The 13071-nt window shown below is 69.1% G+C and carries 11 protein-coding genes; all 11 read right to left on the bottom strand.

The window, feature by feature from the left end; genetic code table 11:
- Nucleotides 1-10 precede the first annotated feature (10 nt).
- The 11 genes from DKG74_RS08005 to murD all read right to left on the bottom strand — a co-directional run bounded on the left by DKG74_RS08005 (nucleotide 11) and on the right by murD (nucleotide 13068).
- The gene (locus DKG74_RS08005; protein WP_109904644.1) at nucleotides 11-841 is read right to left on the bottom strand and encodes an outer membrane protein assembly factor BamD; all 831 of its coding nucleotides are present in this window, start codon (nucleotides 839-841) and stop codon (nucleotides 11-13) included.
- 216 nt (nucleotides 842-1057) lie between these two features.
- Nucleotides 1058-1990 carry a UDP-3-O-acyl-N-acetylglucosamine deacetylase gene (lpxC, locus tag DKG74_RS08000; protein ID WP_243404053.1) on the bottom strand — a complete coding sequence of 311 codons (933 nt, stop codon included), beginning with the start codon at nucleotides 1988-1990 and terminating at the stop codon, nucleotides 1058-1060.
- Nucleotides 1991-2168: 178 nt separating this feature from the next.
- A complete protein-coding gene (gene ftsZ, locus DKG74_RS07995; RefSeq protein WP_109904454.1) occupies nucleotides 2169-3908 on the bottom strand; it encodes a cell division protein FtsZ in 1740 nt (579 codons plus the stop codon).
- 55 nt (nucleotides 3909-3963) lie between these two features.
- A complete protein-coding gene (ftsA, locus tag DKG74_RS07990; RefSeq protein WP_109904452.1) occupies nucleotides 3964-5205 on the bottom strand; it encodes a cell division protein FtsA in 1242 nt (413 codons plus the stop codon).
- A gap of 21 nt (nucleotides 5206-5226) precedes the next feature.
- The gene (locus DKG74_RS07985) at nucleotides 5227-6147 is read right to left on the bottom strand and encodes a cell division protein FtsQ/DivIB (RefSeq protein ID WP_133251539.1); all 921 of its coding nucleotides are present in this window, start codon (nucleotides 6145-6147) and stop codon (nucleotides 5227-5229) included.
- Nucleotides 6135-7049 (bottom strand): D-alanine--D-alanine ligase, encoded by a 915-nt coding sequence (locus DKG74_RS07980; RefSeq protein WP_109904448.1) that lies wholly within the window; start codon nucleotides 7047-7049, stop codon nucleotides 6135-6137. The genes DKG74_RS07985 and DKG74_RS07980 overlap by 13 nt, the downstream gene beginning before the upstream one ends.
- Nucleotides 7046-7987, bottom strand: a complete 942-nt coding sequence (gene murB, locus DKG74_RS07975) for a UDP-N-acetylmuramate dehydrogenase (RefSeq protein ID WP_109904446.1) — start codon at nucleotides 7985-7987, stop codon at nucleotides 7046-7048. The genes DKG74_RS07980 and murB overlap by 4 nt, the downstream gene beginning before the upstream one ends.
- A complete protein-coding gene (gene murC / locus DKG74_RS07970; protein WP_109904444.1) occupies nucleotides 7987-9426 on the bottom strand; it encodes a UDP-N-acetylmuramate--L-alanine ligase in 1440 nt (479 codons plus the stop codon). Before murC ends, murB begins: the two co-directional genes overlap by 1 nt.
- Nucleotides 9423-10565 (bottom strand): undecaprenyldiphospho-muramoylpentapeptide beta-N-acetylglucosaminyltransferase, encoded by a 1143-nt coding sequence (murG, locus tag DKG74_RS07965; protein ID WP_243404052.1) that lies wholly within the window; start codon nucleotides 10563-10565, stop codon nucleotides 9423-9425. Before murG ends, murC begins: the two co-directional genes overlap by 4 nt.
- Nucleotides 10562-11692, bottom strand: a complete 1131-nt coding sequence (ftsW, locus tag DKG74_RS07960; protein ID WP_109904442.1) for a putative lipid II flippase FtsW — start codon at nucleotides 11690-11692, stop codon at nucleotides 10562-10564. The genes murG and ftsW overlap by 4 nt, the downstream gene beginning before the upstream one ends.
- On the bottom strand, nucleotides 11689-13068 hold the full coding sequence (murD, locus tag DKG74_RS07955) for a UDP-N-acetylmuramoyl-L-alanine--D-glutamate ligase (RefSeq protein WP_109904440.1): 1380 nt from the start codon (nucleotides 13066-13068) through the stop codon (nucleotides 11689-11691). Before murD ends, ftsW begins: the two co-directional genes overlap by 4 nt.
- Nucleotides 13069-13071 lie beyond the last annotated feature (3 nt).

The following is a 13071-nucleotide window of genomic DNA, read 5'->3' as shown; positions in this document are numbered from 1 at the left end:
CCCCCCAAGATCAGAACACGGAATCGAGGGTACGATCGAACGCCCGGGTGATCCACGACCCGGAATCCGCCAGCGGGCGCAGATCGGCATTGGTCAGCAGGGCATAGGAATCCTGATACCAGCTGCTGCCCGGGTAATTGTAGCCGAGCACGGCGCCAGCGGCCTGGGCTTCCCGCGTCAGGCCGATGGCGAGATAGCTCTCGACCAGGCGATGCAGGGCCTCGGGCACATGGGTCGTGGTCTGGTACTTCTCGATCACGGTGCGGTAGCGGTTGACCGCCGCCAGATACTGCTTGCGGCTCTGGTAATAGCGCCCGACTTCCATTTCCTTGCCGGCGAGATGGTCGCGCGTCAGGTCCAGCTTCAGGCGGGCATCGCGGGCGTAATCCGTGTCGGGGAAGCGGCGCACCACTTCCGACAGCGCCGCCAGCGCCAGTTCCGTGTTCTTCTGGTCGCGGCCGACGTCGACGATCTGGCCGTAGTAACAGACGGCGACGAGGTAATAGGCGTAAGCCGCGTCCTTGTTACCCGGGTGCAGCTGGATGAAGCGCTGCGCCGTGTCGATCGCCTCGGCGTATTTCTCGGCCTGATAATAGGCGAAGGCGGCCATGAGCTGCGCCTTGGTCGCCCAGATCGAATAGGGGTGCTGGCGCTCGACCTCGAGGAAGAGATCGGCGGCCTTGTTGTAGCGCTCGGCGGCGAGGGCATCGGCCGCTTCGTTGTAGAGCGGCTCGACCGGCTTTTCGACGTAGGCTTCCGGCTCGCTGTTGTTGGAACAGGCGGCGAGGGTGGCGACGACGACGGCGAGAGCCGCGGAACGTAGGCGCGCAAAGGTACCAATGGGCGACACGAGCGTCACGGCCTCCGGCTATCCAAACAGCAAGAATCAGACAGCCGCAGCACGGGCGACCGCCATGGAAACGGCGTCACGCTACACCAGCGACAGCGGCACGCCAACCACAGAGAATCCCCCCGGATTCCCCCCGGAATCCCCGCCCCACGAACGAAAACGGCGGCCGCCGAGGCGACCGCCGTCCCTTTTCATCGGGAATTCCACTCAGAGCGGGGCGGCCACGCTGGCCCCGGCCCAGGCCGCGCCGCTCTGGCCCTCGACTTCCTCGACCGCGGCGACATAGGTCCAGGCGGTCCGGTCGGCGAACAGGGCATAGAGCAGCTTGTTGTTCAGCGCATGGCCGGACTTGTAACCCTCGAAGCGGCCGATGATCGGCGCGCCCGCGAGATAGAGATCGCCAAGGGCGTCGAGCGCCTTGTGACGGACGAATTCGTCGTCGAAGCGCAGGCCTTCCGGGTTCATGATCGCGTCGCCGTCGACCACCACCGCATTGTCGAGACTGCCGCCAAGGGCAAGGCCCTTGGAGCGGAGATATTCGACCTCGGCCCGGAAGCCGAAAGTGCGCGCGCCCGACAGAAGCTCGGCGAAACCGCCGTTGCCGAGATCGTAGGAGCCACTGCGGCGCTCGATCGCCTTCGACGGGAAGTCGATCTCGAAGTCGATTCCGAACCCTTCGCCCGGGACGAGGGCGGCGATCTTGCCGTCCACCACGACCTCGACCCGCTTCAGGATCTTGATCGCACGGCGCGGCGGGCGCTGGTTACGCGTGCCGACGCGCTCGATCATCTCGACGAAGGGCTGGGCCGAGCCGTCCAGGATCGGCAGCTCCGGCCCGTCGATCTCGATCACCACATTGTCGATGTGCAGACCCGACAGGGCCGCCATCAGATGCTCGACCGTGCGCACGGAAACCCCGGCGCCGTTGACGAGAACCGTGCACAGCGTGGTATCGCGGACATGGTCGTAAAGCGCCGGAACCATGTTGTCCCGGTCCGAGACATCGGTGCGGCGGAAGAAGATGCCATGGTCGCTGGGCGCCGGCACCAGGGTGACGCGGACAGGTGCGCCGGTGTGCAGGCCGACGCCGTCCAGCGAAACCCTGGCCGCCACCGTCTTCTGTGCCTCGAGAGCGATCACCGGAAACCTCGTCCAAAAGCAGGCCACTGAATCAACGGACTCTGAGCACCTGCAAAAAAACTGCCGGTGCCAGATGTAAGTCCTGGCACCGGCAGACTCAAATCACTCTTTGTTACGGAAGGTTACAGATGCAAGCCTTTGATTTCGCTTGGCTTTGCAACCTTCCGTGACAGATGCGTCAGTTGGCCTGACGGCGCAGGAAAGCCGGGATTTCCAGCTGGTCGTCGGCGCTGCGCGGCTGGGCCTGACGCTCGGCGCCTTCCATCCGGCCGAGCAGCGAGGGGTTCTGCTGCACCGGCGCGGGCGCCTGGGGCTGCTGCGGCTGGGTGACCTGCTGCAGCATGGGCTGGGGCGCCGGGGCCTGCGGCTGGGCCTGACCGACCGACAGGGCCGCCGTCCCCTGCGCCTGCGGCTGACCGGCATAGGTCGGACGACGGGCGTAGCCATAGGGCGCCTGCGGGGCCTGCGCCATCGGCTGGGGCTGCTGGTACTGCGGCTGCGGCTGCGGCGCCTGGGCGCGCGACGCGTTGCCGGTCATCTTGTCGAGCAGCGAACGGAAACCGCCACGCTTGGCCGGCGCGGCTTCGACCTGTTCGCGGATCGGCTGGGCACCGCCCAGATCGACGCGCGGACCGCCCTGCGGCGCCTGCTGATAGACCGGCTGCTGGTAGGCCGGCTGCGGCGGATAGACCGGGGCCGGCGCTTCGGCGACCGCCGGCATCGGCTGCGGCTGGGACACCGGGGCCTCGAACACCGGGGCCTGCGCGACCGCGGCGGCCGGGGCCGGCTGCAGGGCCGGGGCCTGGCCGGTAGCGGCCATGGTCGCGGCGGCGACGGCGGCCGGACGCAGCACGGGCGAGGCCGGCATGGCGGGAGCGGCGGCGCTGGCGGTCGGGCGGGCGGTCGCGGTGGTGGTCACCACCGGCTGGGCCGGACGCGGCTGGGCATTCGCCTCGGCCTCGATGCCGGTCGCGACGACCGAGACGCGGATGCGGCCTTCCATTTCCATGTCGAAGGTCGAGCCGACGATGATGTTGGCTTCGGGATCGACTTCGGAACGGATACGGTTCGCCGCCTCGTCGACCTCGAACAGGGTCATGTCCATGCCGCCGGTGATGTTGATGAGGACGCCGCGGGCGCCCTTCATCGAGACATCGTCGAGCAGCGGGTTGGAGATCGCGGCCTCGGCGGCCTCGATCGCCCGCTTGTCGCCCGAGGCTTCACCCGTGCCCATCATGGCCTTGCCCATCTCGGACATCACCGTGCGCACGTCGGCGAAGTCGAGATTGATCAGGCCCGGCATGATCATCAGGTCGGTGACGCCGCGCACGCCCGAGTGCAGCACGTTGTCCGCCATGGCGAAGGCCTGGGCGAAGGTCGTCTTCTCGTTGGCGAGACGGAACAGGTTCTGGTTCGGGATGATGATCAGCGTGTCGACATACTGATGCAGTTCCTTGATGCCCGATTCAGCCGTCCGCATCCGGTGGCTGCCCTCGAACTGGAACGGCTTGGTGACCACGCCGACGGTCAGGATGCCCTGCTCGCGCGCCGCGCGGGCAACGACCGGGGCCGCGCCGGTGCCCGTGCCGCCGCCCATGCCGCAGGTGATGAAGACCATGTTCGAGCCGGCCAGGGCCTCGACGATCTGGTCGTGAGTCTCCTCGGCGGCCATGCGGCCCACTTCCGGCTTGGAGCCGGCGCCGAGGCCCTGCGTGACCTCGCCGCCGAGCTGGATCTTGCGCGCCGCCTTGTTGTTGGCGAGCGCCTGGGCATCGGTGTTGGCGACGACGAATTCGACGCCCTCCAGCTTTGCCTCGATCATGTTGTTGACCGCGTTGCCGCCCGCGCCCCCAACACCGAACACGGTGATCCGCGGCTTGAGCTCAGCCGGTTCCGGCACACCCAGCGAAATCGTCATGTTGCTCTCCTTACCAAGTGGCCTTGTGGCCGGTGTTGCCCGATTGGTTACAAACTTAGAAATTCTGCTTCAGCCAGCGCCCGATGCGGCGCACCCGCCCGGTTCCGCCCGTATCGTCCGGCCCCAGCACCGCCTCGATCGGCGCCCGCGCGGCATAGGCGAGAAGCCCGGCCGCGGTCGCGAAGGACGGCCCGCCAGTCGATTCGGCGAGGCCCGAAAGGCGGATCGGCCGGCCCATGCGCACCTGCTTGTCGAGGACGCCGGCCGCGAGTTCGCGCACGCCCTGCAACTGCGACGCGCCGCCGGTCAGCACCACCTTGCGCCCACCCACCTTGTCGAATCCGCTGTCCCGCAGATGGTTCCGCACCAGCTCGAAAGTTTCCTCGATCCGGGGGCGGATGATGCCGTTGAGGACGGAGCGCGGCACATGATTGGCGGCGCCATGATCGCTCTCGCCCATCTGGGGCACGTCGATCACCTCGCGGTCGTCGTTGGCGCCGGGCACGGCGCTGCCGAACAGGGTCTTCATGCGTTCCGCGTGGGCGGTCGGCGTCAGCAGGCCTCGCGCGATGTCGTTGGTGACATGGCCACCGCCGATGGGCAGCACCGCGGTATGGACGAGACTGCCGTCATAGAACACGGCGATCGAGGTCGCGCCGCCGCCCATGTCGATGAGGGTGATGCCGAGGTCCATCTCGTCCTCGACCAGGCAGGCGAGAGCGGAGGCATAGGGCGCGAGCACGATGCCCGAAACGCCGAGATGCGCCCGGCTGATGCAGACCGAGAGATTGCGGATCGGCCCCGACTGGGCGGTGACGACGTGGATATTGACACCGAGACGCTCGCCGAACATGCCGCGCGGATCCTTGATCCCGCGCGAGCCGTCGATGGTATAGCCGACGGGAATGGCGTGGATCAGCTCGCGGTCCGGGGTTTCGGCGCGGACGCGGTTGCCCTGTTCCAGCACCTTGCGGATGTCGTTGTCGCCGACCTCGTGTCCGGCGATGGATACCTCGACCCCGATGGTATGCGACTGCGGCAAGCCACCCGAGAAGGAGACGAAGACGTCGCGGATGGTCTCGCCCGCGGTCCGCTCGGCGGTTTCGACCGCGGCGCGGATCGCGTGTTCCGTCGCCTCCATGTCGGTGACCGTGCCCGAGCGCATCCCCCGGCTGGCGTGATGGCCGACACCGATCACGCGCACCTGCCCGGTCGCGTCGATGCGACCGATGAAGCAGGCAACCTTGGTCGTTCCGACGTCAAGGGCTGCGATCAGGGCGTTGCGGGCGGCGGCCATGGCTCTCTGGGCGTCCTTCTCTCAGGTGTTCTTGGCGGGCGGCACAGCCATCTGCTGCACCGCGCCGTCCGACAGGCGGACGATCAGGCGATCGGACTGGCGCAGGTCGACGACGGTGATGTCGCGCGACAGCAGGCGGTCGGTCCGCTCCAGCCGGGCCAGCCGCTCGAAGGCCTCGGCCATGCCTTCCTCGGGCAGGCGGACTTCGACGCCATTGTCCAGCTTCAGGTTCCAGCGCCGCTTGGAGACGCGGATCGCGGCCTCGACGCGCTTGCCGATCGTCGGCTCCCGCGCGAGGAGGTCGATGAGTTCGGCGGCATAGCGCGGCGCGTCATCGCCGACGATCAGCGGCAGCTTGGCATAGAGCGCGAGCTGCGCCCCCTCGCCCTCGATGGCGATGCCGTTCTGGTCGACGAGATGCATCTTGCCGTCGGTCTGCCACAGCGCCATCGGCCGGCGCTCCACCAGCGTTACATGGATGGAATCCGGCAGGCGCCGCTCGATCGAGGCGGACTGGACCCAGGACAGGCTCTGCAACCGCTCGCGCGCCGCGCCGAGATCGAGCGAGAGGATGTCGTCGCCCCGCTCGATGTCGAGGGCGGCGAGCACGTCGCCGGCCTTGACCACGCTGCGGCCCGAGACGGTCACGCTGTCGACGATGAAGCCCTCGCCCCGGGCGAGACGAGACAGCCGCGCGCCGATATCGGCCTTCACGTCATCGAGCCGCCCGGCCAGCGCCAGCACGCCGACGACGAGCACCGAGGCCCCGGCGAGGCCGAGCACCGTCCGGCCGCGCCAGCCGAGCTGGGCAAGCCCGGGCATACCGCGGGCGACCGCCTCGCCCAGGGGACGCGGCTTCGCTTCCATCACCCGGCGCTTGCGGCGCTTCGGGGCCTTGCCCTGGCCGAAGAGCCCGCCGACCATGCCGCCTAGCGATCGCATGACGCATCCTCCACCATCCAGGTCACCAGCGCCTCGAAGCTCATGCCGCAATGGGCCGCCTGTTCCGGCACCAGCGAGGTGCCGGTCATGCCCGGCTGGGTGTTGACTTCGAGCACGATGAGTTCGCCGCTGGCGTCGTCGAACCGGAAATCGATGCGGCTGACGCCACGGCAGCCCAGCGCCCGATGAGCGGCGACGGCGAGCGCCATCGCCTTTTCGGTCACGCCTTCGGGCAGCTGCGCCGGCACGACATGACGCGAGCCGCCGGCGGCATATTTCGCCTCGTAATCGTAGAAGTCCGTGGCCGGCAGGATTTCCGTGACCGCCAGCGCCCGGTCGTGCATCACGCCGACCGTCAACTCCCGCCCGGGGATGAAACGTTCGACCAGCACCGGCTTGTCCGCCGTCCAGCCTTCGGTGAGACCTTGGGGGTAACGGTTGTCGCCCGGGCGCACGATATGCACCCCGACCGAAGAACCCTCATTGGTCGGCTTCACCACATAGGGCGGCGCCATCAGGTGGCCGGCCGCGGCCTCGCCCGCCGTCGTGGCGACACCCTCGGCCAGCGGCAGGCCGCAGGCGGCCAGCACCACCTTGGTCGCCGGCTTGTCCATGGCGACGGCGGAAGCCCGCACGCCCGAATGGGTATAGGGAATGCGCATCAATTCGAGCACGCCCTGCACGCAGCCATCCTCGCCGAAACGGCCGTGCAGCGCGTTGAAGACGACGTCGGGCTTCACCTCGGAAAGGCGCAGCGCGAGATCGGCGCCCACGTCGATCTCGGTCACGCGGAAGCCGGCGTTGCGCAGCGCCTGCGCGCAGGCAGCACCCGAATTCAGGCTCACCTCCCGCTCGGTCGACAGGCCGCCCTTGAGGACGGCGACATGCAGCGCGGCGCTCATCGCGTCACCTCCGCCGGCTGCGCGCCGTGACGGCCAAGACGCATGATTTCCCACTCCAACGTTACGCCCGAGGTCTCGAATACCCGGCGGCGAACCTCTTCGCCCAGGCCCTCGATGTCGGCGGCGCTCGCCTCGCCCTCGTTGATCAGAAAGTTGCAATGCAGGGGCGAGACCAGGGCGCCGCCCCGGCGCAGGCCCCGGCAGCCGGCGGCGTCGATCAGCTCCCACGCCTTGTGACCCTGCGGGTTCTTGAAGGTGGAGCCGCCGGTCCGGCTGCGCACCGGCTGCGCCGCCTCGCGCGCGGCGGCGATCTCGTCCATGCGGGCGGCGATCGCGGCGATATCGCCGGCGCGGCCCTGCAGCACGGCCTCGGTCACGATCCAGTCGGCCGGGAAATCGCTGTGACGATAGCTGAAATGGAAAGCATCGGGTTTCAGAACACGGATTTCGCCCGCGCCGTCGACCACCGTCGCCTCAACGAGGACATCGGCGAGTTCGGCGCCATAAGCCCCGGCATTGGTGCGGAAGGCGCCGCCGATGGTGCCCGGAATGCCGCGCAGGAATTCAAGCCCGGCGATGCCGGCGTCGCGCGCGACGAGCGAGACATTGAGATCGAGCGCGGCACCGCCGACGCGAAGCCTTGCCCCCGCCTCGACCGCGATGCTGGCGAAGCCCCGGCCCAGCCGCAGCACGATCCCGTCGAGTCCGCCGTCGCGGACGAGCAGGTTGGAGCCGACGCCGAGGGTGAGCAGCGGCACGCCTTCGGGCCGCCCGCGCAGCAGGGTCACGAGATCCTCGAGATCACGCGGGCGCACCATCACCTCGGCCGGGCCGCCGACCTGAAACCAGGTCACGCCCGACAGGGGCGCGCCCGGGGAGACCCGGCCCTTCAGGGGCGGCAGGCGCTCGGCCAGGGTGGGGGTGACGGGCGCGGTCATCATTGGCCCCGCTCCGCGGTCGCGGTCGCGGTCGCGGCCAGCGCGGCGAGCTGGCCCGGCAGGGCCGCCGCCCACTGCGTGATGTTGCCGGCACCGAGGCAGACGACGAGATCGCCCGGCCGGGCGATTTCCGCGACGACCCCTGCGAGGTGATCGGGCCCCGGCAGCGGAACGACATGGCGGTGGCCATGGGCGCGCAGCCCCTCGACCAGATGATCGCGGTCGACGCCGGGCAAGGGCTGCTCGCCCGCGGCATAGACGTCGGCGACGATCACCGTGTCGGCATCGTTGAAGCAGGTGCAGAATTCGAGGAACAGGCTGTGCAGCCGGCTGTAGCGATGCGGCTGCACGACCGCGATCACCCGGCCGGCATAGGCCGTGCGCGCGGCGCTGAGCACGGCCTGGATCTCGACCGGATGGTGGCCGTAATCGTCGATCACGGTAACGCCATTGGTCTCGCCGGTCTTGGTGAAGCGCCGCTTCACCCCGCCGAAGGTGGCGAGGGCCTTGCGCGCCACCTCGTCGTCGAAGCCCATCTCGCGGGCGATCGCGATGGTGGTCAGGCTGTTCAGCACATTGTGCTTGCCCGGCATGGGCAGGCGCAATTCCCGGATCACCCGCTTCTCGCCCGTCGGGCGGTCGGTGACCTGAACGTCGAAGGTTGCGCCGCCCTGCGCGAAGCGGACGTTGATCGCGCGGATGTCGGCCTGCGGGCTCATGCCGTAGGTGACGATGCGGCGGTCGGGCACGCGGCTGATCATGGCCTGCACTTCCGCATGGTCGATGCAGAGCACGGCGCAGCCATAGAAGGGCACATTGTCGACGAAGTGACGGAAGGCGTCCTTCACGCCGTCGAAAGTGCCGTAGAAATCGAGGTGCTCGGGGTCGATGTTGGTGACGACGCCGATGGTCGCCGGCAGACGGGTGAAGGTGCCGTCGCTCTCGTCCGCCTCCACGACCATCCAGTCACCGGCGCCGAGACGGGCGTTGGTGCCATAGGCATTGATGATGCCGCCGTTGATCACCGTGGGGTCGAGCCCGGCGGCATCGAGCAGGGCGGCGATCATCGAGGTCGTCGTCGTCTTGCCATGGGTGCCGGCGACGGCGATGCACCAGCGCAGGCGCATCAGTTCGGCCAGCATCTCGGCCCGGCGCACCACCGGCAGCAGGCGGGCGCGCGCCGCGTCGAGTTCCGGGTTGCCCGGCTTCACCGCCGAGGAAATGACAACGATGCGGGATTCGCCCAGATTTTCCGCGGCATGGCCGACGGCGACGGGAATCCCCGCCTCGCGCAGGCGCTTCACATTGGCGCTGTCGGCCATGTCCGAACCCTGGACGCGATAGCCGAGGTTATGCATGACCTCGGCGATGCCGGACATGCCGATGCCGCCGATACCGACGAAATGGATGAGCCCGATGTCGAGCGGCAGCGCTCTCATGCGGCTACCCTTTCGGAAAGAGACTTGAGGGGGTCGCGGCACAGACCTTCGACCAGATCGGCCAGCCGCTCGGCGGCGTCGATGCGGGCCTGGCCGCGCGCGGCCTGCGCGGCATCGGCGAGGCGCGACGGCACGGTGACCAGGCGCTGCAGGCGTTTCGCGAGTTCGGCCGGGGTGAAGTCGGCCTGCGTCACGGCGAAGGCGGCGCCCGCGTCGACGAGGGCGGCGGCGTTCACGGTCTGGTGATCGTCGGCGGCCGAAGGCAGCGGCACGAGGATGGACGGGCGGCCGGCGGCGGCAAGCTCGGCCACGGTCGAGGCCCCGGCCCGCGCGATCACCAGATGCGCCCAGTCGAGACGCGACGGCACATCGGTGAAGAAGGGCGCGAGTTCGGCGGCGATGCCCTCGGCCCGGTAGCGGGCGGCGACCTCCACCGCTTCCTCGTCCCGCGCCTGCTGGGTGACCTGCAGGCGGGACTTCAGCGCGGGCGGCAGCAACGCGAGGGCGGCGGGCACCACCTCGCTCATCACCCGGGCGCCGAGGCTGCCGCCGAGGACAAGCAGGCGGAACAAGCCATCGGCCGCCGGTTCGGCATAGGGCTTGGCGGCGATGGCGACGATCTCGGGCCGCACCGGATTGCCGGTGAAGACCGCCCGCGCCGCGTCGCGCGCCGAAAGGCCCAGCGTCTTCGCGAAGGAAATGGCGAGAGCGGACAGGCGCGGCGCCATCAGGCGGTTCACCCGGCCCAGCACGGCATTCTGTTCGTGCAGGCAGGTCGGCACCCGGCGACTGACCGCGGCCAGCATGGGCGGCAGGGTGGGATAGCCGCCGAAACCGACCACGGCGACGGCACCCCAGCGTTTCAGCAGACGGCGCGCGGCAAGCGTGCCGCGCAGGATATCGACGACGGCGCGGAGCTTCGCCAGCGGGCTGCGCCCGGCGAATGTGCCGGCGGGAAGGACCGCGAAGGGCACGTCGCCGAAGCCGGCGCGGAATTTCTCGCCCCGCACGTCGGTCATCACGGCGACGCGGCGGCCGCGGCGGCGCAATTCTGCCGCCAGCGCCTGCGCCGGCATGACATGGCCGCCGGTGCCACCGGCGGCAAGGACGATGAGGCCCCGCTCGGTCGCCGCGCTCACCGGTAACCTCCCAGGCCCGGCCGCGTCCGCGACAGCGCCAGCAACATGCCCATGCCGAAGGCGAGGGCGAGCATGGACGAACCGCCATAGGAAATGAACGGCAGCGTCATCCCCTTGGCCGGCAGCAGGTGCAGGTTCACGCCCATGTTGATGAAGGCCTGCAGGCCGAACTGGCAGACAAGGCCGGTGCCGGCATAGACGACGAAGGAATCGGTTTCCTGCAGCAGTCGCGCGAGCAGTCGCAGCACGATGAAGGCGAACAGCAGCACGAGGGCAAGGCAGGCGATCATGCCGAATTCCTCGCCCGCGACGGCGAAGATGAAGTCGGTATGGGCGTCGGGCAGGATGCGCTTCACCGTGCCCTCGCCCGGGCCCCGGCCCCACAGGCCGCCGGACATGAAGGCATCCATCGAACGGTCGACCTGATAGGTATCGCCCGCTTCCGGGTTCAGGAAGCGGTCGATGCGCGAGGCGACGTGGGGCAGCAGCAGATAGCCGCCGACAATGCCCACCGTGGCAAGGCCGGCCAGGGCGAAGACGATCACCATGGGCAGACCGGCGACGAAGAGCTGCGTCCCCCACATCATCGAAACCAGCAGGGTCTGGCCGAAGTCGGGCTGCATCAGCAGGATGGCGACGACGGCAAGATAGGCGAGCACCGACAGGATGCCGCCCGGAAAACCCGGATGGCGCTGACGCTCGGCCAGCAGCCAGCCCGAAACGACGATGAAGGCCGGCTTCACGAATTCCGACGGCTGCACCGACAGCGAGCCAACCCCGATCCAGCGGCGCGAACCCTTGATTTCCGCGCCGATCACCAGGGTCGCGGCGAGCGCGGCGAGGGTCAGCACGAAGGCGAAACAGGCAAGGCGCCGCACCTGATCGACATTCATCAGCGAGATCACGAACATGGCGGCGATGGACGGCACCAGGAAGGCGACCTGCCGGCGCACGAAGTGGAAGGGATCGACGCCGATCCGCTCGGCCACCGCGGGACTGGCGGCGAGGGTCAGCACCAGCCCCATGATGATGAGGAGCGTGAGCGCGATCACCGCCCAGCGGTCGACGGTCCACCACCAGCGGCCGACGACCGAGTTATCCGTGCGGGCGAAGGTGAAGGTCGTCATGCCGCCGCCGCCCCCAGAGCCTGAACGAGGGCGCGGAAGCGATCGCCCCGCGCCTCGTAATCGCTGAACTGATCGAAGGAGGCGCAGGCCGGCGACAGCAGGACGACGGGCGCGGCATCGCCGCTCGCCTGTGCGTCGCGCGCCGCGGCCTCGACCGCGGCTTCAAGGGTGACCGTGACGGTCGCCGGAACATGGCCGGCCAGGGTCGCGGCAAAATCCTGCGCTGCCTCGCCGATCAGATAGGCCTTGGCGATGCGCGGCCAATAGGCGCCGAGGGTGGTGATGCCGCCCGCCTTGGGTTTGCCGCCGGCGATCCAGTAGATGCGGTCATAGGCGGCGAGCGCCTTGGCCGCGGCATCGGCATTGGTCGCCTTGCTGTCGTTGACGAAACGCACGGGGCCGCGCTGGCCGACCAGTTCCATCCGGTGGGCAAGACCGGGGAAACTGGCGAGCCCGGCCAGGATCGCCTCGCGGCCGAGGCCGACAGCGCGCAGCGCGGCGAAAGCCGCGGCGACATTCTGCCAATTGTGCGCGCCGGGCAGGCGCGGCAGCGTGGTCAGATCGAACAGGGCCTCGCCGTCCTCATAAAGCGTGCCGCCTTCGGCCGAGACGCCCGAGGCCAGCACCCGGCCGATGGCGAGTTCGGTCACCTTGCGGCCCCTGCCCTCGAGGTCGCGGGCGATGCCGGCGACATGCGCGTCGTCGATGCCGACGACCGCGGTTTGGCCAGCGCCCTGATCGCGGAACAGTCGGGCCTTCACCGCGACATAACCGTCCATGCCGCCGTGGCGGTCGAGATGGTCGGGCGTGATGTTCAGCAGAACGCCGACATCGGGCACCAGCGTGTCGATCAAGTCGATCTGATAGGACGAGATTTCAAAGACATAGACCCCGCCCGCCGGCAGCGGATCGAGATCGAGAACCGCCGTGCCCAGATTGCCGCCCACGGCGACGGGAACGCCGGCCACCGCCAGCAGATGCGCGGTCAGCGCCGTCGTCGTCGACTTGCCGTTGGTGCCGGTGATCATGATCACCCGGGTACCGGGCAGACGCTGGGACGAGCGGGCGAACAGTTCCATGTCGCCGATGACAGGAACGCCCGCCGCCCGCGCCAGCCTGACGACGTCGTGGGGCATGGGATGGGTCAGGGGCACGCCCGGCGCCAGCACCAGGGCGGCAATGTCCGGCCAGTCCGCCGCCCGCAGGTCCGCCAGCGGCACGCCTTCGGCCGCCGCGTGATCGCGCGACGCCGGCTTGTCGTCCCAGGCCAGCACCGTCGCCCCGCCGGCCAGCAGCGACTTCGCGGCCGAAATCCCGGTCCGGGCGAGGCCGAAGACGGCGACTTTGCGGTTGCGGAAACTGTCGGCGACGATCATGGC

This window comes from Zavarzinia aquatilis, from assembly GCF_003173035.1.
In the GTDB taxonomy this organism is placed as follows: Bacteria; Pseudomonadota; Alphaproteobacteria; order Zavarziniales; family Zavarziniaceae; genus Zavarzinia; species Zavarzinia aquatilis.
The sequence above is the reverse complement of the archived record's forward strand: the minus strand, read 5'-3'. Positions and strand labels throughout refer to the sequence as shown.